Origin of the sequence: Gimesia aquarii, assembly GCF_007748195.1 — a bacterium.
GTDB classification, from domain to species: domain Bacteria; phylum Planctomycetota; class Planctomycetia; order Planctomycetales; family Planctomycetaceae; genus Gimesia; species Gimesia aquarii.
Map to the genome: position 1 here is coordinate 2,393,680 of NZ_CP037920.1, position 23,766 is coordinate 2,417,445.

Sequence of the window (23,766 nt, forward strand, 5' to 3'; positions counted from 1 at the left end):
GGGTAGCTCTGGAGCAGTTCAGAGAAAGCAAACGCCTTTGAGTAAGATGCCTAAAACTTAATGGCTATCATATGAGCGGAGAGAGGGGGATTCGAACCCCCGGTCCCGTTACCGGGACACAGCATTTCCAGTGCTGCACAATCGGCCACTCTGCCACCTCTCCGAATAAGTCCGTTATGTCAAACAATTTGACGTGTTACATCGAGACAAGCCGTTCGAACTTAATCTTGTGATTCGCTCTGTTTGAAGGATTCTTCTCTGCCTTCAATCACTTTCAGAGATTTTAATCGATTGACGATTTGAGTTCTCTGTGCATTGTACTGTCGCATCTTAGGATGTTTTTTCCGTTGATCATCTGGAATTTTTTGCTCGTCCAGCACTTTGCTATAATCTGCAATCGCCGTTTCAGCGTTTTGTAATTGTCGTTCTAATTGAGCTCTTCTTAAAGACATTGTCTTCCACTGTCCCTTATTTAATGACCGTTTATGTGTTGTGTCGGTTCAACCCGATTGTTTGTGCGTAGAAAGAACGTTTCGTTTTCCAGAAAAAGAAATCGAACGTGAATTCTAGCAATACCAGGCTGGATATGACAACGGTCAGCGCGCGTAACCTACTGTATTAGCTCGTATTTTGTTGTGTAACAAGACAATTGATCACTTGTTGAGTTGAGCTGAAGACAGATGAAATCAGAAAGAATTCGACTGTCCCTCTGTTCCTCTTCAGTGAGCAAATTCTGCTTTTTCCTCTTGCAGAAGTGGAGCTACAGTCAGGCAATTGTGAACCTGCCTGACTCCTTTCACACGACTTACAGATTCTTGAGCTAACTGTTTTTCGTAGTAGCTATTCACATTTCCGGTTAAAACTACCTGTTGTTGCTCAATTTTGAATTGAACGTTCTGATGAGCTACTAATATTGAGTTTGTTATTGCATGCTTCACTAATTCACAGAGTTGATGAGCATGGTCGATAGTGATGTTTTGTGACATAATAGACCGATACTTTAAGGATCTTAAAAAATTAACTTTGTCCTTATACATTTTTCTCATCCTGAAGTTAAAAGAAGTAGTGCAGCCTGCATTTGCACACTAGTTTCTCATCGGCCTAATGGTTTTGAGAAAATTAGGAAATCTGTGATGGTTTGATTGATTTCGTAGCTCTGGTCAGAACTACGGATTACAACCATGATAACTGGTACTACTGGCATGTTTCCGATGTCAAAAAGTCATATTCTGTCAGAGTTTATGCACTTAGAAACACCTCTGGCTTGCAAGCAACTTTTGTTAAGGAAACTCACTTGGTATTTCATGTGCGTACACTTTACAATAAATGCTGTTGAAGCGAGTGATTGCACTCAAGATGTTTATGCCCGTTAAGTACTGCGATAAAGTAACGGATTTCAATTTTAAAGTTGTAAGAAAGTATTCCATTGGTAGTCATTAGTGATCAGGAACTATTACAGAGATCAGTAGAGCCTGCTCATGACTTGTTTCCAGTGATGAGACGTGCGGCTGTCATGTCGCCTTTAGTCATATTGCTGTCCTTGGGGCCAGGACTTTTGGCATTCCATTCTTATCGAATTGATGAGCTGTCAGCCTGGTTTGGATTACAGTGTCTCGGGAAAGCCAGTTTAATCAGCGATAGCGGTAATGCTCTCATTTCCCAGCCTCCTCTCGTACGTTGGATCTATACAGGCCTGCTTAAATTAATTGGTCATTGGTCTTCCTCATTAGTTTTTTTTTCCTATATTTCAACTTCGCTTCTACTGTTTATTGCCTATCGCTTTTCGAGAAAATTTTGTAATGCCCGTTACGCGACGGTCTTTTGTTTCCTTCTGGCATTTCATCCTTTGGTCTTAAGACAGATTCAACTTATCGAAGCACCTGCGTTTCCGATCGTGTTTGCTTTATTAACGATCTGGGGGTTCGTGGGGCACATTCAGTCTGAAGCAGGAATTGTGTCTCAGAAGTTATTATTTGGTGGAATTGCATTAGGAATATGTTTACTTTCAGGAGGATCCCTGGCACTGGGAGTCCTGCTGATATTGGGGCTTTTTATTATTAACCCCATCGATTTTCCAAAGAGTCGTCTTTCTTCAGATCAGAAAAAAATACCTGTATTGATACAAGCAGTTCGTGCCTGGAAATCATTAGTCATACTCGCATTTACTGGCTTTGCTGTGGGAGGCTGGTGGGAATTAATGGCTGCATCACAGATTGATGGGTTTTGGGGGAAATGGTTTGCAGGACCTGGCCAGCCCATGATCAGTTTGTACTGGAAATCCGAATTTTATCCCAACTATTTTTTGCGTGATATTATGTCCTCGATGGGCTTCTTATTGGGGTTTGCTCTGTTTGGATTGTTTCATGGAGCAAAGCGTATCTTAAATCCTCAGGAGAACTTTACAGATGTGGCTTGGTTAAGATTGATCATGATTTGGGTCATTTGTGGGTTGTTCTTCTGGTGGGGAGTGCAGTATCTGCCACAAATGAAGGCCAGTACCCGTGCGATGTGGAAGCTGTTTTTTGTGATTCCTCTGATTGCGATTGTAGCTTGGGAATTTCAACAGATTGCTCTGCGACGGGTTAGCTACCCAACTGTTTTGGCTGTTTTTACAGTCGGTGTTCTGTCTGTGATTTTTCTAAGTGCTTCCCAGGAAAATACATTGAGCCCTGAAGTTTCAGGTAGTTTTTTGCGACAATTAATCGTTCTGGGTTTATCGCTTATTATGGTTCTCTGGTATAGCAATCGCTTTAAAAAAGAACATGGCCATCGTGTTGTAGTAATTGCGCTGGTGATCGCGTTATCTTGTTTACACATTGTTTATGGAGTTTATTCGGTTCCGAAACCTAACCCGGCGGGAGAACGATTGCAACAATTCGAACATCAACTGCGTTTAACTCAGAATGTGTCGGACTGCATTCTGGTGAGTAAAGACGATCAACCCCCAATGGAGTTAACATTCCTGATTTTTTATCTCTGGGGAGATATCAATTTCAAACAGATCCAAGGTGCCGTTCTACCTCAGGATCTAGATTTACCAGAATCAGCAACTTTAAAATCAGCAAGCAGTGTTGATGCAGAAAAACATGTGATTATTCGTTGGGCAGCCTCTCCAATTGCATTGCGAAATATCATCAATGCAGGGTTTGTTTTAAAACCAGTGGCTTCACCCGATGTATATAAACAACAGGAACTCGAGGCAGATCTGGTAAGCAGGTCCCCCCAAGGGTTTTAATGATACATTTTTTGATGATTGAGATAATTACTTTGGAGCTATGAATATGACTCGCCTTGAATCGATACGGTCTAATGCCCATTCAGGTCTAAAATTAAGCACACAGTTCGTATTAAGTTGTCTGTTATTTTTCAGTTCAGTGACTCTCGCTGCAGAGCCAGTAGAATTAAAAGAATCTGCTGATGAAAAGTGGTACAAAGGAAACCTGCATACGCATTCTTTGTGGAGCGATGGCGATGATTACCTCGAGATGATTGCTGACTGGTATAAATCACATGGTTATGATTTTCTCTCTTTTACAGACCATAATGTACTGGCGCAATCAGAACGATGGACTGTTCCCGAAAAAAATAAAGGCAAACTGCATGCTTACAAAGAATTGAAAAAACGGTTTCCCAATTGGATTGAAGAACGCAAAAACAAAGAAGGGCAGATTGAAGTTCGTTTGCGAACATTTCAGGAAGTATCAGATAAGTTGGGGGAACCTGGAAAATATTTGCTGATTCAAAGTGAAGAGGTTACTGACCGATTTAAAAATATGCCCGTGCATATGAATGCGACGAATTTACATTCATTACTGACTCCGTTGGGTGGGAAGAGTGTTTACGACGTAATGCAGAACAATACAAACGCTTTGCTCGCACAACGTGAGCGAACCGGCCAGAAGATGATGATTCATTTGAATCATCCTAATTTTCATTATGGAGTCACTGCGGAAGAACTGATGAAGGTGATCGGAGAGAATTTCTTCGAAGTCTATAATGGCCATCCAGGCGTTGATAATCGTGGAGATGAATCACATCCCAGCACAGATCGGATGTGGGATATTATTTTAACTAAAAGATTAGCCGAGTTGGATCTGCCAATAATGTATGGATTGTCCACTGATGATGGGCATGAATATCATAACATTCCAAGTCGCGCGAGCGAGCCAGGCAGAGGCTGGGTTGTCGTGCTTTCCAGGAATCTTGATCCAGAATCACTTGTGGAAGCGATGGAGGCAGGGCGGTTTTATGCCTCTTCAGGAGTGAAACTCAAATCAATCACTTATTCCGACCATGGCCTGGAGATCGAAATCGATCCAGAGGAAGGGGTGGAATACACGACTCATTTTATAGGCACTCTGAAAGGTTATCCCAAGCAGGGCATACCCGTCTTAGACAAGCGAGGACACGAGGTACATGCCACAAAACGTTACAGCAAAAAAATTGGTGCGAACTTGAAGACAGTTAAAGGGCCCACCGCCAAATATGATTTCAATGGCAATGAAATTTACGTACGGGCTCTCATTCGTTCTTCAAAATTGCATCCCAATCCCGCACAGACAGGAGAAATTGAGCGTGCCTGGATTCAACCAATGAAAGGCCCCGGTAGTCCGCAGAAGTAGTAATCCTCGTTGTCTACTCAGCAGGGATTGTACCAATTCCACTGGCGTTTGTAACAATGAAGGTTTGCCTGTTGAGTAGCTGGTTTGTTTGTTCGTCATACACCGAGGTTTCAAATTTTGCTATTCCGAATGGTATCTGGTCACACAGCCAGAGATCTTTTCGGTATCTCAGTTTTTTTTCTGACTCCGTGTTTGCAGCAACAATGACTGATACCTGAGAAGCAGCCAGTTGGCAGCGAAAGGCGTCATCGCGCAGGGGGGTGAATATATGGCGAATCTTTCCAGCATTAAATTTACGGGGGCGTGGCATACCATAAAAGAAACGATAGGCTGCATTTTTCTCTGCCTGGCTGATTTCTGGATGAGGCCAACGCAAAAACTCTTTTGGCCATTTCCCGGCTTGAAAGGAGACCACGTCGATGGTGTATTTTTTTGATTCGACTTCCTTAGTTCCCAGGAATCGTGTTACCTGAATGGTACGCAGGTTTTTTGAGGCTTCGTTTTCAAGTGAAGGTTTCACAGTGAGAGTGAGTTTCATCAGGCGGCCATCAATACCTGGCCCTGTGAATTCGACGAATGGTTCTGGAGTTTCAGCTGTCGGCTCAGGGATGGAGAAGAGCCATGTTGTCATTGGGTGGTCAAGTGTTGGAGGTCGTTGATTGTAGTTTATCCAGCCGGCCTGTTGAAACATCGTAAAAATCCAAGGCGCCCGCCAGGGATTATGTAATGGATAATTGGCTGAGAAGACCGCTCCTATTAGGCATAATGATCCAAAGACCTGAAGCCAACGTTTGTGAGAAAACAGATCCAGGAAAGGAATCATGCTGATTAGCCAGAAAGGAGTGAGCCATAGCATCCAGCGTAATGCTGAACTATTCCCGCCATAATTATAATTGCTTGTTTTGCTAAGATAAAATCCGAATAAAATTAGAGTCAGGACAAGGCTAATCCATAACGGAGGGCGTAGCACATTCGCTTTGAATTTGCTGAGAAAGAGCCAGGAGAGCAATGTCAACAAATAGATTGGAGAGAGTGAAAAGATACCATGATGCCCGAAAGTACAATGGAAAAAATAAACCAACGGGGAATCCAGACTGCGATCAAGTCCTTGTGGATTTTTCCAATAGCTCGGGATTCCACGATATTCGAAGAGATATTTTTCGGTTCCATAGTACAGATAAAATGGTTTCCAGCCACCTGTTGCGGCATAGTTAGTCGCAAAAAAAACGATCAAGGGTAGGAGTGCTGCGGGGGTAAACACAAAGCAAGTGAAACGAGGGTTCGCTTTGAACAAGAGGCCAAAAACGATCAAACCAAACAGGGCCGCCGGTAACTCATTACAGCAGGTAAACATGGCAAAAAAGCCAGCCAGCAAAAAATACCGTTTCTTTTGTTCCTGATCCAGTAAAATTCTCATGAAAGGATACAAGGCGAAAACGGCGCTAGATGTGGCGATAGAATGATTATTGAGTGTCAAAAGAAACGGTGTTAAAAGGGTAGCAAAACAGCCGGATATAACAACAAAATAGCGAGTAAAGTCGTGGTGTGCATACCGTTCGACTATCGCGCAAATGAGCAACAAAGCGATGATCATCGGTAACAGATTAACCACTACCAATATAATATGAGACACATCGTACAAATTCTGATTCAGATTAAGGCCCGTTGTGGTTTTGATGATCCAATAGAGACCTGCAACGAGTGTTGGAAACAGAGGTGGCTTCGTTGAATAAAAATGACCTTCATGACGGACTTTATCAATGCTCGACCAACCCGCTTGTTCATTGATCGTGTCAATTTCGTACGTACCTTCTTCCACTAACGACCAGATCGTACACCACCGCGACCGATCATTGGCACTTTGTAGAGGCGCGCTGTTCAGAATCGCTGCCAATCCTTGGCCAGTTGTCACTGCCAGTAACAAAATATATACGAGCCAACGAAGCTTTCGAGAGCAAGCGGCCTGCTCCGGAAGTTCTCCAGAAGCCGTTGAAATTGAAGTGGTTGAGGTAGTCATAAAACAGGAATGGTTTCCGAAATTACGCAGGTCTGTTTCCGTTTTTCTGTGAGAGATAAAAAAGCAGAACACAGCGTGTTCCTTTTTGCCTCAGTTTGCAGATTATAATAAGCTGCAAAAAAAACAAACGGGGAACTGGTGGCTTTACACCTTGTTTTTTGTTTTTTCGACAAAAAACGTGCCTTAATAGATAAGATAAATCAAACTTCAGGCAATGAAGGGCGACGTTTGCAGTGGAAAGACTTAGAATAACTCGTGAATGGGGGCACCATTTTCAATAACGGGAATGGGGCGTCCTTTGTCATCGACGTAATGTGTATCAAGGGGGACTCCCATATATTTGTAGATAGTTGCAGCAAGATCTCCTGGACGAACAGGGCGATGTTTGATATTGGCACCGTCCTTTTCACTGGCACCAATTACCTGACCATGATTCAATCCACCACCCGCCATACACATCGACATTACCACGGGCCAGTGATTGCGGCCATCGGTACTTCCCTGCGTTCCGGAGACGGGAGTTCGACCAAATTCGCCCATTGCAATGACCAGGACATCATCCAGTAATCCACGTTCTTCAAGGTCTTGAACTAATGTGGTCAGCAAATGATCAAATAAAGGTAATATCGGTCCCAGACCATTTTTAATCCCACCATAAGGGGGGACATTATCACCATGATTGTCCCACGTTCCGGAAGCGGTATGATAACTCAGATCGAGCGTTACAAAAGCACTTCCGGCCTCCACCAGGCGCCGGGCGAGAAGCGCCTGTTGACACCAGAGATGTTTGCCATATCGATCGCGCATGGTCGCTGATTCCTGATTCAGATCGAATGCATGTTGTACTTTCTGACCGAGCACCATTTCATAAGCCTGTTGGCTGTAACTGTCTAGCGCTTTCATAGAGCCTGCTTGATCAATGTCACTTCGCAATTTGTCGAATTGTTGCATTAAATCACGCCTGCTCTTCATTCGTTCGGAGGAGAGTCCGGAGGCGAGTTGGAACATTTTTCCGCCACTCATTTTGCCAGTGTCTTTTCCCACCAGATCATAGACCGGCAAGTTTGCTGCATCGTTGGCGATGAAGGGGTCATACTCTTTTCCCAGATAGCCCCCCCAGGCGATATGCGAATGATGCTTCATAAACGCAACATACGGGGGCATGCTGGGATCATTGGGGCCATGGTGTTTGGCGATGATGGAAGCGATCGCTGGATATTTATCCCCTTTGCGATTGGTACGTGGGGCCGCTAATAGATTGGCGGTCTGCATCACTTGATTGGGTTGATGGCTGCTGAATTTGGGGTCGACTGATCGGATCAAAGTAAAGCGATCCATCATTGCCGCCTGCTTGGGAAGCCGATCGCAAATTGTAATGCCGGGTACGGAAGTTTCTGTCACTCCAAAGGGACCGCGATTTTGTATGGGGCGATTCGGTTTAGGGTCCCAGGTATCAATGTGACTGGGACCGCCGGTCATCCAAAGGAGAATTACGCTTTTTTTTGGCAGTGAAGATTTACCTACGGATTTCAACTGGTCTGAAGCCCGTAACAGATTCGGTACTGAGAGACCTGCGATTCCTGCGAGCGAGGCTTTTAGCATATTCCGACGACTACGCAAAACTAAGCCTTCAGGAATCAGGGGATTGAAGGCTGTAAAGGCGTGTTGCCCATGAGTATTTGAATGTTGATTGAACTTCATATCAGACTCAACTTCCCATACTGTTATGACGAAGCACGAGCAGTGCGTACGAACTAAATATTTAATCTTCTTAAATATATCGTCATTCGTTGATGCGTTCAATACATTTCTAAGTTGTCAGGGGGAAATAAACAGAAAAAGAACGGGTTCCATGCAAGAAAAACAGGTGAGTTCTGCTAAATTACTGAGCCGGTTCTAAGCATATCCAGTTCAGGCAGGTGTTTGTTCCCGCGGCCGCTTTTCCAATTTCGACCGTCAGTCGTCCATCAGTGACATCGACAAAGACATTCTGTTCGCGAAATGCACCACTGGCCGTCACGACATCTTTAATAACCTGATTACCTTCGACTGTCACCCACTGTCCGGTCTGTTCGTGTCCAGAGTCTCCTACGCAAACCGTGACCAGCCAGCGTCCGTTGGAGACTTTACACTCCCAAATATCATGATCACGCGTAAAAAGAAATGTATCGCGATAGGATTCCGGAAGAATTTTGCGCTGTCGATAATTGTGTCTGATATCACGACTCCACCCGAATCCACGTTTTTGATCGAATTTAAAACCATGGTCCGCCTCAAAGTTTGGCAAGGGGGCTGAGTTCAGTCCTGTGAAATTGATTCTTCGGGAATGTGGCGTTTTAGATTTGTCCAACAATCCATCTTGGGCTGCCGTTAATTTTTCCTGTTTCCATTCAATCGGTTTTCCGGGAGTGAACGGAGTGGGATCATCAACATCCAAAATATCATCACCGTCTGCATCGTGAGGTGTCAAACGACGAAAATTTCGGATGGGTTGGTTTTTGATGAGCTCCCACAATTGTTGACAAAATTTTCCTCGACTGATTTCATTAGAAATCTCCACTGTCAAATCAGATTGTTCGATGGTCTCTAGTGCTAAGCGTTTTGTTTCCCTTTGCCATTCAGTTGTTGCGCGATCATTGGGACGAAAATCGACTTTCCGCACTTCCATCGGGATCACTCCCCGCGCAGCGAGACGATTAATGGCCACAAAGTAGGGATGAGCGGGTGCCAAATCGCGATATGGCCAGATTAAAACAGGCGTTCCTGTCTCAAGTGTTCCACATAATGCCGTGCGTACTCGCTCCAATTGCTCACGCTGAAAGGGAATTTCTCGAGGAGCAATTCCATGACGCAAAGAAATGGCTGCGGTGGCACCGGCAGCCTGACCAATGGCCACACACTGATCATGTAACCGAATTGCCGCGCTGACAATACTGCTATATCCAACATTTTTTTGTGCTCCCAATAAGCCATCCATATTTATAGGAATTAAGCTCCTCAACGGGAACACAGAACGATCACTGATCAGGCTCGTATTACGGCCTGGTTTTTCATAATCGATCCAGGGACCTTTATTGCCCTCTGTTTTTAAATAAGCACGTCCCGTCCGATGGAAATCGTAATGAAATTGCCAGGCAAATAGTCCATCCGGATACATCACACGCGCAAATCGTTCGCGGGCGAATTTTTTTGTGGGGCCATCATGGTTCCGCCCATCCTGCTCCCGCATCATATACAGGGCTTTCAGCCGCAACGATTCTCGAATGTAGGGTTTGTGAGGTAGTTGATCTTCAGTTCCAAATTCATCACTCAGCTGAAAATGTCTAAAACTGTTGGTTTTATCGGCAGCATGTTCATGTACAAAGTTTTGCAGGTGGTATAACAGACATAACGAATGTCGTTTTGCATCTTTAAATATAATTTGTCTTTGCTGGCGGTTCATTAATACGATATTTTTCTTCGAAGCGCCTGGTTCAGTTTCTTCCAGTGCCTCGATCACATGATGTGGCAGCCGCTCGAGTGGGTAATCCTGGCCTAACATATAATTTAGCAGGATACTCGTTTTGCGATCTTGACTCGTATAACCATCTACAATTCGACGCACGGTAAAAATTGAGAGTTGACGCGGCGATGCTTTACCCGCATCGGGCCAATGAGGAATGGATCCCAATCTTACCGGTCGATCCCATTGAAGCTGTTTCATCTTAGAGAGACTGAGTTTTGAGGTACGCACAAAATTACGATCATCGTATCGTTCTGGCTTAGGTATCGGTGAATCTTTGTCGGATTCTTCAACGATCATCGCCCATGTAATAGGATTCATTTCATTGGCAGGATAGTTGCTGGTATCCGGTGGTGCACTTGGTTCGTTATAACGCGATTGAGGATCAGCTCCAAATTCAAATTCAGTTCCAGAAACCTGAATTGCCTCACCCCAATCGGAAGCATCGATGGTTAATCTGGCAGTGCAGAACAGGTCTGGTTTTTCAGAACCGACTGGCGCAAACCAGAGTCCCATTAATTGAGGATGTTGTTTCTGGCGATTGACATCTGCTTTGACAGGATATCGGCGTGTGATTAATCGAACCTGTCCGCTGTCGATATAAGGTTGAAGCATTTCTCGAAAAATTGCTTGAGCTTCAGCAGGGCGAAATGTGGAAGGGCCATGATAAGGACGTCCTGGCATGGGAGCCCCATATTTTTGTGTGTTAAACGCTTCAATGCGATCCATTAATTCTTTGAACAGTCCACTACGATGAAAGGAGCGTTTCATTGGATGCCAGTCGACTCCCCAGCCCACTTTACCCGTTCCTTTGTTTTCATCAACGCAAGCCAGTGCTTGTTCCGTGTACTGCCCCCCCAGCCACTCACCATCCAATACGAGCGTAATCGATTTGACCTGTAAGCGGGCTGCCTGGATCGCGGCTGCCCAACCCGACTCCGTTCCGCCGACGATTAATAAATCGCTCTTCAACTCTTTTACTTCTGCGCGAAGAGGAAGACACACGGTCATCAGGATCAAAAAATAGAGTGTTTGTTGTTTTGTCATCAATTGATTTTCTTATTCAGTATTTATTCTTATATATCTTTGTTCTATTTAATATCAGCGGATGTGATTTCAAAGTTCTGTGTTGTACTTTTCTCAGGTAGTGTCATTATTAAATGATAATCTACAAAAATCGGAGCACCATCCCCCAATGCTTCCGGGTTACCACTCCCCTCAAATCCACTGATGAGAATTTTGTAGGGACCTCCAAGTAATCCCTTGCCTGTAGGAGTTTCATAACGACCTTCAATGATCTTAGCCATACTTCCTGGGCCGGGCACCGAATCTGGTTCAAAAGAGATATATCCAATAGGAATTGGTTTTCCATTAAAGGTCACCGTCCCTGAATAGTCGTATTTGGTAAGACCAGAATTCGAGCCTCCACATCCGATGAGAGCGCACAAAAAAAAGAGGAAACCTAATTGATGATAACTGATTCGTTTGGCAATGATGGTGTGAATCATTTTTGGAATCCTCCGATTGGAAGCCCATCATCTCGGTCACTGAGAGTTCGATAAGTGGTTAGATCCATATTCTCACTGAGAAAATGGACTGAGCCATCGGCCATACAAACATGACATCCCCCTTCGTGAAAGCTGCCAAAAGCTCCACTCATGGCTCCACGATTGCTGTACCCGGTATCCGTTTTTGAACCATCTGAATCCAGGTAATTGATTTGCCAGCGTGCTCCTACCTGGACTCCGGGAATTTCACCCGGTGCCTGATGACTGGAATCACTTGAGGCCCAACCATAGTGTGCATCTGCAGGAGTTCGGCTTCCAGGCCTGAGTTGATACTTGGACTCAGCCACCATAAACACATTCGTTGAACCATCGGTAATATCTCGCATGCGAATTCTGGAATCGGTGTGAAGAATCCCATTAGTAAAAAACCAACGATCAGTTTGTGTCGAACACCTTCCCGAGGCCGGGCCAGTGGCTCCACCATTCACACCAAAGTAGCTACTGTTGTTAGCCCCGGCTTGAGAGTTGATATCACTCGGACATTGAAATTTTGGGTTTCCTTTCAAAAACTCCGTATGATTAGCCGCAGAACCATGTGGATGTGTTCCCGTTGGAGCGTGGTTGGCGAAACCGGTAAAGGGCTCTTCAAAGACAAACAGATTGTAACGATTGCTTTCGTCGAGGAATGGCAGTATCAACACTGTCCAGGGAGGGCCATTCCTGACACTACTTCCGCTTGCGGGAAAATTACACCAGCCAGTTTGCGGAAACGCACTGCCCATCACAGTACCAGGCGGGAAAACACTATGGGTCTCATGATAATTGTGTAATGCGAGCCCAATTTGTTTCAAGCGATTTCTGCAATCAGAACGTCTTGCCGCTTCGCGTGCCTGTTGGACAGCTGGTAACAAGAGAGCAATGAGAATGGCGATGATTGCTATTACAACCAGTAATTCAATGAGCGTAAATCCCCGACGAGAGCAGCAAATATTTCTCAGCCGGTGTTGCCTGGCACAATGCGAGATCTGACTATGTATTTGATATGTCCCTGGCATGATGTTTAGCTCCTCAACGATCAAGTACAAAAGAAACTGCTATTTATAAATCAATAGATAAAAAGTCATACATAACCCATTCGAGATGAGATTTCTGCGGCATGTTTTTTTACGATTTCAGCAAACTTGTCAAACTGTTGATGTCCGATTCTTGGTTCAGGACCAGTGACCCAAATGGAAGCAATGGGGTAGCCACTGTGGTCAAAAATGGGGGCAGCAACGCAGTTGATGCCTTCGACTTCTTCTCCCCAATCAACGGCATAACCTAGATCACAGGACGCTTTGAGCGTGGACTTCAATTTCTTTATGCTCGTAATGGTACGGTTGGTATATTTTTTGAGTGTCAATTTTGCGATGAGTCGCTCTTGTTCTGCAGGTGGCAGATAAGCCAGCATGATTTTGGCAGGGGCAGCGACATGTAAAGGAAAACGGGTGCCCAATTCGACGAGCACCTTAATTGGATGATTGCTGGCAACTTGTCCCAGTACAACGCCTTCCCGATCTATAAGGCGTCCTACCAAAGTTGTTTCGCCCGTTTCATCTCGCAGCCGACGTAGCACATCGATCGAGTTTTCCAGTAGTTGTTCTGCACCCGTTCCTCTACCTCCTAATCCCAGGAACTTTCCGCTCAAACGAAACTGCTGAGTTTTTTCATCACGCAACACATAGCCATAGGCAAGAAGTGTATTCAGTATACGAAATGCGCTATTTTTCGGGATTTGTAAAGCGACGCTTACGTCGCTCATAGTGATTCCTTCAGGGCGATCTGCCAGATATTCCACAATTTTGATGGCCCGTTCGAGATTAGGCACATGGTAGCGGTTTGTATCTATCGCGGCAGTTTTCTTTTTCATTGTTTGTCCTGTAGAATATAGTTTGATATATGGTACATATGAAGCATGGCGCTGTCAAATAAAATAAACGAATTCTGATCTGAAATCGATTTTCATTGAAATAGACGAGACGATAAGCACAGTTGATTCTTGGTTGCTAAACGCGATTGCGTCTATTTCTAAACGTTCTCGATTTTCATTTGTAATGAAATCTATGGATCTAACGACTTAATTAGCAACAAACTACATTCCGTTTTGTTGCCGTATTTGATCCATATGTGGGAGGGGGCCATTAGGAGTAATCGATTCTGCCCAACCGAGTCCTGCTCGATTCTGTTTGAGGTTCCATCCGTTTTGTTGGCAGTATGTTTTGAGCTCTTCTTCTGTAGGAAAACTGGCAATGAGAGTTTTCTCTCGTCGATCAACAACAAGTACCGTGGGGAGGGCTGCAAATTGCATTTGATACAACATCGCTGGTTCAAATTGATTGGTCACGAAAGTGGCATGAGAAACTGGAGGGAATTCAAGATTGGCTAATTGCTCTTCTCTATTAAGAGGCTCACTCTGAAAATCCCAGGGAAAAGTGTTGCTCCGAATTTGTGAATAACAGAAGAGCAGACAAACCAGAGGCAGACTTAAGACTGTCAATCGAAAAAAGCGAGCATATTCTGGGGCGTTCTGTTTTGAGTTTGCTGAATCAACGGGTGAATAGCATAAGGAAAATCCTAATAAACAAACTGCTGCAGGGGCAATATGAATCAACAGCCGATTCATGGATGATGAAACATGCCAGTACGGATTATAGGGGGTAAGTAAATAGACGAGATAATAACCAGTGAGCTGGATTCCGATTGCCAAAAGCATGCTGGGAAATGGCTTCTTTCTCAGCAGAAGAATGAATAATAGCAGGACGGGGACCGAACAGAGCAAAAGCCCTTCCGCTTTCCAATTTGATAAGACGTTCCACAAATGGTTCAAGATCAATTGATGTCGTTCCCATTCCTCGACCTGGTCAAGCCGAACTAAGAGGCTGAAAGAGTTGAAAAACACTTCTGGCTGAAGGACCTGACTAATTTCAAATGCACGTTGAGGCTCAATTAAATCATTAGGTGGTGCCAAACTAATTTTGAACCAAATCAAAAAACTCAGGGGAATAAAAACGCCCTGAAGACTCGCAAAGAGAATTGATTTCCTGGAAAGCTGTGAATTGGTATTCACTTTACGATAAGGACTAAAAAAATGAAGAGACTGGAGTAGCAGTAAAGATCCAAAAAACGAGACCATCCAAAGTTGTCCTTCGTTTTTAACTAATGCTGCCCAGGCAACTACGAATCCGCTAATCATCCAGCCACTTCGGCTTTGTTCCTTCTTCGCAAAGTGGTACCAGGCCAGAGATGTGAGTATCGTATAAGACAAAATGAAATCGAGTGACTTGATTGCATGAAGATAAACAAGAAACGGTGTACCCAGGATGATAGCAACGGTGAGGTACCCCCACAGAGAATTTCGAGTTTCGATCAAGCGCCACCATCCGGTCAGAATCGACATCCACCCAGCGAAGAAAGGGATCGTCAAACAGGCAACTGCAAGTGCAGATCGGCTTCCATCCAAGCTCCAAAGTGGAACCAATGCCCACGAGAACAGGGGCGGGTAATCGGGATGCAGTAATGCAAGATCATTCGAGAAGCCTTGTGTCCAAAGGTCGCCTCCGTCTACCAGAAAACGTGCACGCAGAACCCATGTAAACATCGGATCCCAACTTCCCCAGGGGACGAGTAGATGAACTTGAATGGCGATCAGAAACTCACCCAGCAAAAATGCAAAAAGCATCCAAAAGGTGAGCGGCGAGGAGACAAAGAGGCGCTCTCTTAAATTGCTTTGATGCTTTCGTAGAACATAAACAATCAATCCACAAAACAAAGTAAGTATGCTGATGATCGCAGGTAGAGAAAGGGTTGTTTCGAGCAGCCCAGCGAGAGATAGAAAAGACACCCACAAAATCGGTAAACTGCCCCAAGCCAACAAGTGCAGTCGTCTCGGAACGCATCGAAATACGATCAGCCCGGCGAAACAATAAAAGAGCAAGGTCAAAAGTAGCGAGTACATCTTACGTATTCTAACAGAAAACGCTACGGATTATACTCAAAGGATGGAAAAATGCCTGCCCTACTTAAGTAATCAAGTTACAGCGAAATCTAGGCTTGCTATTTTGCAGTTCCTTCTACGAGAATTAATTCTTCCCGTACTGGAATATTCTTCCAATGTTCGTTTTGACCACTGGGCCATGAAACTGTGATTCGATCAATAGAAGTGGCTTTATCAATGGGTACTAATACGCGTGGGTCATTAGATGATTGAAAACTACCTCCCGCGGGAACATTAAAGATTTGCTTGTCTTTGTCAATGAATACTTTAATCGTAATTCCCAAAGGTTGCCGTGCTTCTTTCACTCCGATAAGTTTAATCCTTAGGCTTTTTCCTGCGCGTGAACTGTCATTACGTAATAAAGCTGCTGGTTTGATTTCGTGTGAAGTGACTAAATCGGAGTCGCCATCATTATCTACATCTCCAACGGCTACTGCTCGTCCCAGAAATTTTTCCTTGAAATAGGAACCTGAATTACTTGAAACATCAACGAACCGTGTTCCGCTCTGGTTAAGATATAATTGCTGAGTCATCTCATATTCATGCTCGGTTTTTTGCCGATTCAGATCCCAAATATGTCCATTGGCAATAAACAGGTCGGGCCATTGATCAAGATTAAAATCAGCGGCTACTGTTCCAAACGCCAGCATGGGACGGGAGGCCGTATCTAATCCGAGTCGTGAGTTACTGGCTAGAAATATTCCAGGTTCGATTTGCTCATAAAAATCATTTGGCGAATTTTCAAAATTTGTAATGAACAGATCGAAGTGGCCATTCTTGTTAAAGTCAGCACAGGCAATACCCATTGAAGATTGAGGTAATCCATTATCTCCGACTGCTACTCCTTGAATGAGCCCTTGTTCTTCAAAATGGAGTTCGCCTGAATTTCGAAAGAAAAAGTTATCGGTAGTATCGTTCGCTACGAAAATGTCTAATAAACCATCATTATCAAGATCAACAATTTGTACTGCCAATCCTTTCCCTGCAGCAGGTTGAGTAATACCAGATTGCGCTGATTCATCTGAAAAAGTTCCATCTCCTAAATTCTTATAGAGTACATCGGGCTGCGCGATTCTACCAATAGGACCACAAGAGATTTTGAGCCGTTGCGAGTTAAGTGTGGTATAACATGGAGGGTCATTCCGTGAATATTCCACGTAATTTGTGACATATAAATCGAGATTACCATCTCCGTCGAGATCGGCAAAAGCGGCACTGGTTCCCCAGTGCTCGTCTCCTGTTTTGGTCTGGTCAGTCACATCGCTAAATGTCCCATCACCGTTATTCTGCCAGAAAGAATTTTTCCCGTAAGCACACAGGTACAAATCAACAAAACCATCGTTATCATAGTCTCCGCAGGCAATACCCATCCCAAAACCCGTTTTTTTTAAGCCTGCAGGAGCGGTCACCTTATCAAAATCAAGCTTCTTCGAAGACAAACCAGCTGAGCGATAAAGCTGATGGAATTCCTCAGCTTGTTCTGCTGGGTGATCGAAGTGGGAACCGTTCGCAAAAAAAATGTCAAGTCGGCCATCACAATCAAAATCAAAAAAGGCCACTCCCCCTCCATTTTGTTCGACCATGTAATGTTGAGGACTAGGGTTACCATAGTAGATAAAATCGATACCAGATTCTTTTGCGATGGAGGTAAACTGGAATGGACTCGCTAAAGAAGAGTGATTCACTTCCTGTGTCGTGGAAGATGTTTTTGGAAGGGAGCTTTTTATGTTGGAATTTGGCAATGACGAATTTTGTTCAGAGCATCCTGTTCCCAAGACAGGCAATGTTGCAAGCACCACTATTAGTGGAAATAGAAATTTGCCTTTTTGTGAGTCCAACATAACTTCTGCTTTTTTATTGACCTTTTAATGTTACTACAACTTCTCGAGATTATTGTTTACTGAAGTGAGGTAGCAATCTTTTTCCATTCACGCGACTGAATTACTTTTCCCAGATCCTTACAGTATTGGGATACTTGAAGACAATCAGCCTTTGTTGGTTGTTCCAGAACACCACTAGAAACTATTTTATCTAGTTCTCGATGACTTAACGCTAATTTCTTCGCTTGTTGGAAGAATTGTTGGGCCTCTTTTTGCTGGCCCAATGCTTGTTTGATGGTTCCACAGTATTGCAGGTATTTGATTTGATACGGATTTAATTTGAGCGATTTTTGGATTTCTTCTAATGCTGCTGTTTGATTGTTCTTCTGAAATTGAAGTCGACTAAGTATCCAGTGCCAGCGATCATCCTGTTCTAATGAACTTTGAATTTGTTGCGGGTACTTTTGATGCAAGATTGCTTCGCATTTCGTCAACTCGCCTAATTCTAAATAAAAATCAGCAGCAACTAAGATTGACTCAATGCGATCAGGGATTATCGTTAGTGATTCATTAATCAAAACTTTTGCTTGCTCAGTTTTGCCAAGTTTCCAATAGCAATATCCTAAAGCCATTATGACAGAAGCTTGACCTGTTTGTGCATCGTTGATTCGTTTCAGCAGTCGAATCGACTCTTGAGCAATCGGAGGTTTAAATTCCAAATGTAATAAATGATAAAGAAATGGGTACGGATTTTCCGCCTGAAGTAATCCCGCTTGTAATAAGCTTTCAACTTCGCGTAAGCGAAACTGGTTGAAGTACAGCCATTGTAGTTCTGTTCGAGCGGGTGATGAGTTGGGGAATTTAATCAAATATTTCTCGAGTGCATCTTCTGCCTGTTCAATCTTTGCAGTCTGTATGGAAGACTTTGCTACATTGAGCAAAGCAGCGCCATATAAATCGGAACGCTCAGGGATAGTCAGGAACTTGTCGAGGGACTTGGTGTATTCTTTTTGGTTGTAATAACTCTGCCCTAAAAGAAAGAGCGCCTTGCTATTTTCAGGATCGTATTTCAAAAGCTTTTTGAGCTTATCAATAGCTTGGTTTGGTTGTCCTTTTATAAGTAAATGCTCTGCCTGTTTCAGTGTTTCAGTAGCATTTTCGCGCGCATAACTGCCTATGAAATAGTTGGTAATCCAGACAAAGGTAGTAAGAGTGAAAACACCTATGATGATTTGGGTTCGTTTACGCAAGCGTTTTTCTTTCAAATAGCTGCAAGATAACCCACAAAAAAATCTTGTGTGTTTGAAGTGGCCCACGAATTGCGCCTTTTCCGTCTCTCGTTGTGCCGTCATCGTGGTGCTTGAAAGCAGTCCTTTGAAACAACTAAATCCTGTCTCGGCAGGACGCCTTAATTAATAATTATTTCAAAATGTAGCTAATAAAATATTGACGGTTTTAAGTAACTTTATATACTAAATTAATACCAATGTATATTAATAATTTAATGTATATTAATAAATCATACTTATTTGGTTGGTGAAACTGAATATCTTTATTGATTCCAAAGCTTAATTCAAGCAAATAAAAAAATCTTCTCGCCTTGATTTTTTACTTATCAAAGTAGCCGAGCTTCATTCGGTTCATGAAATATAACGCGTTTTATGTTTTTTTCGTTGTATTTATGTGTTTATAAGGAGAGAGATTATGAAATTGAAACCAAGACGAAGATTTGGTTTTACATTGATTGAGTTGTTGGTTGTGATTGCGATTATTGCGATTCTGATTGCCCTTCTATTACCTGCTGTTCAACAGGCACGCGAAGCCGCTCGCCGCAGCCAATGCAAGAATAATTTGAAACAGCTTGGCCTTGCACTACATAATTACGTCGATACCACCAATGGTGTGATTCCACGTGGTGTGAACCATTACAATGCTACTTCATGTTGTTGTGAAACAGACAATGGTAACTATGCTCACACTATTCATACCATGTTATTGCCCTATCTGGATCAAACCCCACTCTACAACACAATTAATTTTACAGTGGATCCCCATGATCCTGTGAACCATGAAGCCCGCAGAACAAAAGTAACTGTATTTATGTGTCCAAGTGCGCTGATCTTTGATGATGTGAATTATGCCCAACATAACTATCCCACAGCGAGCGCGAATCATGGTTATGGTCTTTGTGGTAGACACGGGTCGGATACGACTAATGGAATCTTTGCCTCACGTTGGGGTATGACAGACGACGTATCAGGTGCTGTTTACGCCCCTCAGATGAGATTGCGCAATGTAACTGATGGGACAAGTAATACAATTACATTTTCTGAATTCGCCAAGGGATTGGATTATATTTTACCGACATCATACAAAAACCTGATGGGGAGAAGTTGGTATGATCCAGCAGTTAACTATGGAAATATTGGATTTTCTACGCGTATTGACGCGACGCCAAGCAACCCTAAAGCAACTTACAGTACCACTGTTAATTTTGGCACTGTAGGAAGTGCTCATGTTGGTGGCGTACATTGTGGATTCATGGATGGTGCCGTTCGCTTTATTAGTAACAATATCGATGGTAGGCAGTGGCAAGCACTCTGTACACCAAAAGGGGGCGAAGTCGTTGAAGTTCCAAACTAGTATTTTGTTCTAAAATAATCTTAACCATTGATTTCAATACACACTAAAAATGCTCTTAGTGTGTATTGTTTTTTCTTTTATTAATCTGATTCTTAAAGCGAAACTAACATGATTATCCATTCAAACCAATCATTTTCGTTTATTTTTGTTTTACTCTTTTTATTTATGACAGGTTGTAGCAACCCAACTATGGTAGACCCTAGTGAGTCTGTTGAAGTTTCAGGTGTTGTTACTCTTGAAGGAAAACCGCTTAGTGAAGCGGAAGTTACTTTTACGCCAGCAGACGGTGATCCGTCAGTGGGGCCAACACTCATCATGACTGACAATAAGGGAAAATATACTGCGTCGGTCAACGCCCCTCGCGAGTATAAAATCAATATAGACCGTATGCTCAATGGAGCACCAAACCCCGCTCTTAAAGAGTATCAGGGTGAAGGAACTTCATTGAGTGCTAATGTCACGAAAGACAACAAAACGTTCGATTTTGCGCTAAAAAAGACGAACTGACTTTAGTTTAATCTAGTCAATTCTAATTATCTGGATGACTGGGCTTGTTCGATGATGTCGATTCCCACTAGTTCGCTCCAGGCGGCTAATAGATTTTTAGTGACTGGCCCGACTTCACCATTTCCAATCACAGTGCCGTTGAATTTTGTAGCTGGCATAATGCAGTAAGGTGTACTTGTAAAAAATGCCTCATCAGCAGTAGTGACATCGTAAGGCAGTAGCTGGCATTCTTCGACTGGCAGATTAAGTTGTTCTGCGAGCTGAAAAATCGTTTGTCGACTGATTCCATCCAGACAGTTGATCGTACTTGGTGTGCGAATTCGATTGTTCGACACGAGAAAAAAGTTACCTCCTTTATTCTCTGAGAGAAAACCATCTGTATCGAGCAATAAACTCTGTGCCATCGGATCGAAAAGCTTTATTTCAGATTCGGCTAATGTATAAGTAAAGCGACTACGATTTTTGATCCGTGCATCCAGAGACTGGGGAGGTTGAATTCGTGTAAAGGGTGTCACAGCATGGCAACCCGTTTGATAAAAGTCTGCCCAATAGGAAAGGTCGAGAGGTAATGTAACAATCATAACCGTCGGTTGAGATTCTGCTGGTTTCTGGCCACTCGAAGGTACCCATTGGCCGGGGGTGATGTTATGAATGATCCAGGCATCAGTACCTGTATCGTAACCTGGCTGATTTTTCTCCCAGACTTCCAGAGTGAGCCGTTCGAGTTTATCAGCTGTCATACCGGCTTCGAAGCGTGCTGCTTTTAAACTTTGAAACAGACGATTGATATGATCTCGCAAACGATATGGTTTGTGTCCAAAAGTTCGTGTGGATTCAGTAACAGTCATTCCTAGACTAATGGCTCCATCAAAGATGGAAATTCTTGCTTCATTTGCGGGAACATATTCACCGTTCAGATAAACCAGATTCTGCGTCATGTCAGTTCCTTTCAAGTTTTAATTCTGTTTCAGTTCATAGCAGGAAAAACAGGCGGATTCATATTCGACCAATCGCCCGTTTTCGTGTCTGAGAATCAAACACGCAGTTCCTGGTTTGTGGTTGATCAACTTAATTCCTGGTTCCGGACCGAGTACACTGATGGCTGAAGCGAGACTGTCGGCGGTCATTCCATCTGGAGCAATGACCGTTACGCGGCTTTGATCAGTGAGGCCTACTCCCGTACGTGGATCAACAATATGCGAGTAACGTTTTCCATTAATTACAACATGTTGCAACGCATCACCTGAAGTGGCAACCGCCGTATTATGTAATAACAGGTATCGATCGATCTTTCCCTTTTGCTCGTCCCCGGAGGAGATGCCGATCTTCCAGCCACATGTATTTGGTGGAGGATCGCCCAGAACGATATCACCGCTGGCATCAATCATGGCGCGGTTCACCCCGATTTTCTTTAATTCTTCGAGTGCGATATCTGCTGCGTATCCTTTTGCAATACCTCCCAGGTCAAGACGCATATTCTCTTTCATCAACTCTACCGTTTGATTCTGGTCTGATATACGAACTAGTTTATAGCCGACCATACTACGGGCTGCTTGCAAGCTTTGACTGTCAGGCAGTTTTTTTCGACGGCGAGCCCGTCTCCAAAGGCGTACAACGGGGCTGATTGTAACGTCAAACGCGCCATTTGTTTCCTTAGAGAGTGATTGACTTTTTTTCAGTGTATCTAATATGGGGCGACTGACTTTGATTGGCTTTCCCGGCCCTGATAACCGACATAACTTGTTTAATTCACTTTCAGGGTCATAATCGCTGAGGATTTTATTAAGTTCCTTTACACGGACAAAAGCATTTTGAGAGGCTTTGTTTGCGATTACCTCGTTCGTTGCATATAATAAAACTCTCCATTGCACTCCCATATGCACTTCTTGAAATTCATAGCGAGTAAGAATTTCGCTTTCCGTGCATTGTTGATTGCCTGTTATGGTGGAGAGAAGCAGGCATGTCTGATAAACGTATGACATTATCAACCCTGATTGAAGACTGTATAAAGCTTACCAATACGGAGTAACCTAATATGCTTAGCGTACGTCGCCCTGGTCATTTAATGCAAGGCAAAGTGGCATTCCTGGCCGCGTTCTTAGTTTCTGTTTCACTGGCAAACGCTGGTGAGACTGAAAAAACGATGAAACCATATACCGAAAAAATTGCTAACACGGATGTCACATTTGATATGGTTCCCATCCCGGGAGGGGAATTTGTTTTAGGTAGCCCTGCTGGCGAAAAGAAGCGAGAAGATGACGAGGGGCCTCAGATCAAAGTCAAAATCGAGCCATTCTGGATGGGCAAACATGAAGTCACTTGGAATGAATACGATGTTTGGAGTTTCAATCTGGATATTCAACGCCGAAAGTTAACACGTGTAAAAGCAGACGCAAAAGAAAAAGCAGCTGACGCAGTGACACGTCCCACGAAGCCTTATACAGATATGACCTTCGATATGGGACACGATGGATACCCCGCAATCTGTATGACTCAGTTAGCAGCGAAAACCTATTGTAAATGGTTGAGTGAAAAAACAGGTCACTATTACCGTTTGCCCACAGAAGCAGAATGGGAATATGCCTGCCGCGCGGGAACAACCACTGCGTATTCTTTTGGTGATGATCCCTCTAAACTGGATGACTATGCCTGGCATTACGCCAACTGCAATGATACCTATCAAAAAGTTGGAAAGAAGAAGCCGAACCCTTGGGGATTGTATGACATGCATGGGAATGTTTCCGAGTGGGTACTCGACCAGTATATTCCCGATGCGTATAAAAAATGGAGCGGTAAAGGCACACTGAAGTTTCCTGTTAATGTACCAACCAAACTTTATCCACGCATTGTTCGCGGTGGTTCCTGGGACGATGAACCAGAGGAATTACGAAGTGCCAACCGTATCTATTCCAGTTCAGACTGGAAAATTCAAGATCCTCAACTTCCACAAAGTATTTGGTATCATACCGATGCCATTATGGTGGGGTTCCGTGTAGTTCGTCCTCTCAAGGTACCTACAGCCGAAGAACGGAAAAAATACAATCTTGATCCGATCATCCCGGCTGATGAAGGGCGTTAATCTGACAATAATTAAGTTGTTTAGTTAGAAAATGG

18 protein-coding genes and 1 tRNA gene are annotated in these 23,766 nt (G+C 43.6%); 5 read left to right on the forward strand and 14 right to left on the reverse strand.

Annotation, left to right across the window (positions count from 1 at the left end; genetic code table 11):
• Positions 1-76: 76 nt before the first annotated feature.
• The 3 genes from V144x_RS09595 to V144x_RS09605 form a co-directional block, all read right to left on the reverse strand.
• A tRNA-Ser gene (locus tag V144x_RS09595) sits at positions 77-163 on the reverse strand.
• Positions 164-221: 58 nt separating this feature from the next.
• Complete coding sequence (locus tag V144x_RS09600; protein WP_144984820.1) at positions 222-452, reverse strand: hypothetical protein; 231 nt, start codon at positions 450-452, stop codon at positions 222-224.
• A gap of 267 nt (positions 453-719) precedes the next feature.
• Positions 720-986 carry a BON domain-containing protein gene (locus V144x_RS09605; protein WP_197998846.1) on the reverse strand — a complete coding sequence of 89 codons (267 nt, stop codon included), beginning with the start codon at positions 984-986 and terminating at the stop codon, positions 720-722.
• A 440-nt stretch (positions 987-1,426) separates the two neighbouring features.
• On the opposite strand from V144x_RS09605, the gene V144x_RS09610 reads away from it, so the two are divergent.
• Both V144x_RS09610 and V144x_RS09615 read left to right on the forward strand, forming a co-directional pair.
• Positions 1,427-3,235, forward strand: coding sequence for an ArnT family glycosyltransferase (locus tag V144x_RS09610; protein ID WP_144984826.1), 1,809 nt, complete (start codon positions 1,427-1,429; stop codon positions 3,233-3,235).
• A gap of 46 nt (positions 3,236-3,281) precedes the next feature.
• Positions 3,282-4,622, forward strand: coding sequence for a CehA/McbA family metallohydrolase domain-containing protein (locus tag V144x_RS09615; protein WP_197998847.1), 1,341 nt, complete (start codon positions 3,282-3,284; stop codon positions 4,620-4,622).
• Between the two features lie 13 nt (positions 4,623-4,635).
• Here V144x_RS09615 and V144x_RS09620 read toward each other — a convergent pair whose 3' ends face one another.
• The 9 genes from V144x_RS09620 to V144x_RS09660 all read right to left on the reverse strand — a co-directional run bounded on the left by V144x_RS09620 (position 4,636) and on the right by V144x_RS09660 (position 18,854).
• Entirely contained in the window at positions 4,636-6,639 is a 2,004-nt protein-coding gene (locus tag V144x_RS09620) for a hypothetical protein (RefSeq protein WP_144984829.1), read from the reverse strand.
• A gap of 243 nt (positions 6,640-6,882) precedes the next feature.
• The gene (locus V144x_RS09625) at positions 6,883-8,340 is read right to left on the reverse strand and encodes a DUF1501 domain-containing protein (protein WP_144984832.1); all 1,458 of its coding nucleotides are present in this window, start codon (positions 8,338-8,340) and stop codon (positions 6,883-6,885) included.
• 181 nt (positions 8,341-8,521) lie between these two features.
• Positions 8,522-11,188: an FAD-dependent oxidoreductase gene (locus tag V144x_RS09630; protein WP_144984835.1), complete on the reverse strand. Its 2,667-nt coding sequence runs from the start codon at positions 11,186-11,188 to the stop codon at positions 8,522-8,524.
• 44 nt (positions 11,189-11,232) lie between these two features.
• Entirely contained in the window at positions 11,233-11,649 is a 417-nt protein-coding gene (locus tag V144x_RS09635; RefSeq protein ID WP_144984839.1) for a hypothetical protein, read from the reverse strand.
• Positions 11,646-12,704, reverse strand: a complete 1,059-nt coding sequence (locus V144x_RS09640; RefSeq protein ID WP_144984842.1) for a DUF1559 domain-containing protein — start codon at positions 12,702-12,704, stop codon at positions 11,646-11,648. The genes V144x_RS09635 and V144x_RS09640 overlap by 4 nt, the downstream gene beginning before the upstream one ends.
• Positions 12,705-12,769: 65 nt before the next feature.
• Entirely contained in the window at positions 12,770-13,558 is a 789-nt protein-coding gene (locus tag V144x_RS09645) for an IclR family transcriptional regulator (protein ID WP_144984845.1), read from the reverse strand.
• A gap of 222 nt (positions 13,559-13,780) precedes the next feature.
• Positions 13,781-15,643: a hypothetical protein gene (locus tag V144x_RS09650; RefSeq protein ID WP_144984848.1), complete on the reverse strand. Its 1,863-nt coding sequence runs from the start codon at positions 15,641-15,643 to the stop codon at positions 13,781-13,783.
• Positions 15,644-15,741: 98 nt separating this feature from the next.
• The gene (locus V144x_RS09655) at positions 15,742-17,367 is read right to left on the reverse strand and encodes a CRTAC1 family protein (RefSeq protein WP_197998848.1); all 1,626 of its coding nucleotides are present in this window, start codon (positions 17,365-17,367) and stop codon (positions 15,742-15,744) included.
• 212 nt (positions 17,368-17,579) lie between these two features.
• The gene (locus V144x_RS09660; protein WP_144984854.1) at positions 17,580-18,854 is read right to left on the reverse strand and encodes a tetratricopeptide repeat protein; all 1,275 of its coding nucleotides are present in this window, start codon (positions 18,852-18,854) and stop codon (positions 17,580-17,582) included.
• 352 nt (positions 18,855-19,206) lie between these two features.
• On the opposite strand from V144x_RS09660, the gene V144x_RS09665 reads away from it, so the two are divergent.
• Entirely contained in the window at positions 19,207-20,145 is a 939-nt protein-coding gene (locus V144x_RS09665; RefSeq protein WP_144984857.1) for a DUF1559 domain-containing protein, read from the forward strand.
• A 189-nt stretch (positions 20,146-20,334) separates the two neighbouring features.
• Positions 20,335-20,652 carry a DUF4198 domain-containing protein gene (locus tag V144x_RS09670; RefSeq protein ID WP_144984861.1) on the forward strand — a complete coding sequence of 106 codons (318 nt, stop codon included), beginning with the start codon at positions 20,335-20,337 and terminating at the stop codon, positions 20,650-20,652.
• Between the two features lie 26 nt (positions 20,653-20,678).
• Here the strand turns inward: V144x_RS09670 and V144x_RS09675 are convergent, their stop codons facing one another.
• A complete protein-coding gene (locus tag V144x_RS09675; RefSeq protein WP_144984864.1) occupies positions 20,679-21,590 on the reverse strand; it encodes an aminotransferase class IV in 912 nt (303 codons plus the stop codon).
• 18 nt (positions 21,591-21,608) lie between these two features.
• Positions 21,609-22,634 carry an FAD:protein FMN transferase gene (locus tag V144x_RS09680; protein WP_144984867.1) on the reverse strand — a complete coding sequence of 342 codons (1,026 nt, stop codon included), beginning with the start codon at positions 22,632-22,634 and terminating at the stop codon, positions 21,609-21,611.
• A gap of 53 nt (positions 22,635-22,687) precedes the next feature.
• On the opposite strand from V144x_RS09680, the gene V144x_RS09685 reads away from it, so the two are divergent.
• Positions 22,688-23,731: a formylglycine-generating enzyme family protein gene (locus tag V144x_RS09685; RefSeq protein ID WP_144984870.1), complete on the forward strand. Its 1,044-nt coding sequence runs from the start codon at positions 22,688-22,690 to the stop codon at positions 23,729-23,731.
• Positions 23,732-23,766: the final 35 nt, after the last annotated feature.

Excerpts from the sequence above, each read along its gene's own strand:
- V144x_RS09640 (WP_144984842.1), bottom strand. The coding sequence starts at position 12,704 with ATGCCAGGGACATATCAAATACATAGTCAGATCTCGCATTGTGCCAGG.
- V144x_RS09680 (WP_144984867.1), bottom strand. The coding sequence starts at position 22,634 with ATGTCATACGTTTATCAGACATGCCTGCTTCTCTCCACCATAACAGGC.
- V144x_RS09615 (WP_197998847.1), top strand. The coding sequence starts at position 3,282 with ATGACTCGCCTTGAATCGATACGGTCTAATGCCCATTCAGGTCTAAAA.
- V144x_RS09670 (WP_144984861.1), top strand. The coding sequence starts at position 20,335 with ATGGTAGACCCTAGTGAGTCTGTTGAAGTTTCAGGTGTTGTTACTCTT.
- V144x_RS09685 (WP_144984870.1), top strand. The coding sequence starts at position 22,688 with ATGCTTAGCGTACGTCGCCCTGGTCATTTAATGCAAGGCAAAGTGGCA.
- V144x_RS09645 (WP_144984845.1), bottom strand. The coding sequence starts at position 13,558 with ATGAAAAAGAAAACTGCCGCGATAGATACAAACCGCTACCATGTGCCT.
- V144x_RS09620 (WP_144984829.1), bottom strand. The coding sequence starts at position 6,639 with ATGACTACCTCAACCACTTCAATTTCAACGGCTTCTGGAGAACTTCCG.
- V144x_RS09600 (WP_144984820.1), bottom strand. The coding sequence starts at position 452 with ATGTCTTTAAGAAGAGCTCAATTAGAACGACAATTACAAAACGCTGAA.
- V144x_RS09635 (WP_144984839.1), bottom strand. The coding sequence starts at position 11,649 with ATGATTCACACCATCATTGCCAAACGAATCAGTTATCATCAATTAGGT.
- V144x_RS09625 (WP_144984832.1), bottom strand. The coding sequence starts at position 8,340 with ATGAAGTTCAATCAACATTCAAATACTCATGGGCAACACGCCTTTACA.
- V144x_RS09660 (WP_144984854.1), bottom strand. The coding sequence starts at position 18,854 with ATGACGGCACAACGAGAGACGGAAAAGGCGCAATTCGTGGGCCACTTC.
- V144x_RS09675 (WP_144984864.1), bottom strand. The coding sequence starts at position 21,590 with ATGACGCAGAATCTGGTTTATCTGAACGGTGAATATGTTCCCGCAAAT.
- V144x_RS09665 (WP_144984857.1), top strand. The coding sequence starts at position 19,207 with ATGAAATTGAAACCAAGACGAAGATTTGGTTTTACATTGATTGAGTTG.
- V144x_RS09605 (WP_197998846.1), bottom strand. The coding sequence starts at position 986 with ATGTCACAAAACATCACTATCGACCATGCTCATCAACTCTGTGAATTA.
- V144x_RS09630 (WP_144984835.1), bottom strand. The coding sequence starts at position 11,188 with ATGACAAAACAACAAACACTCTATTTTTTGATCCTGATGACCGTGTGT.
- V144x_RS09650 (WP_144984848.1), bottom strand. The coding sequence starts at position 15,643 with ATGTACTCGCTACTTTTGACCTTGCTCTTTTATTGTTTCGCCGGGCTG.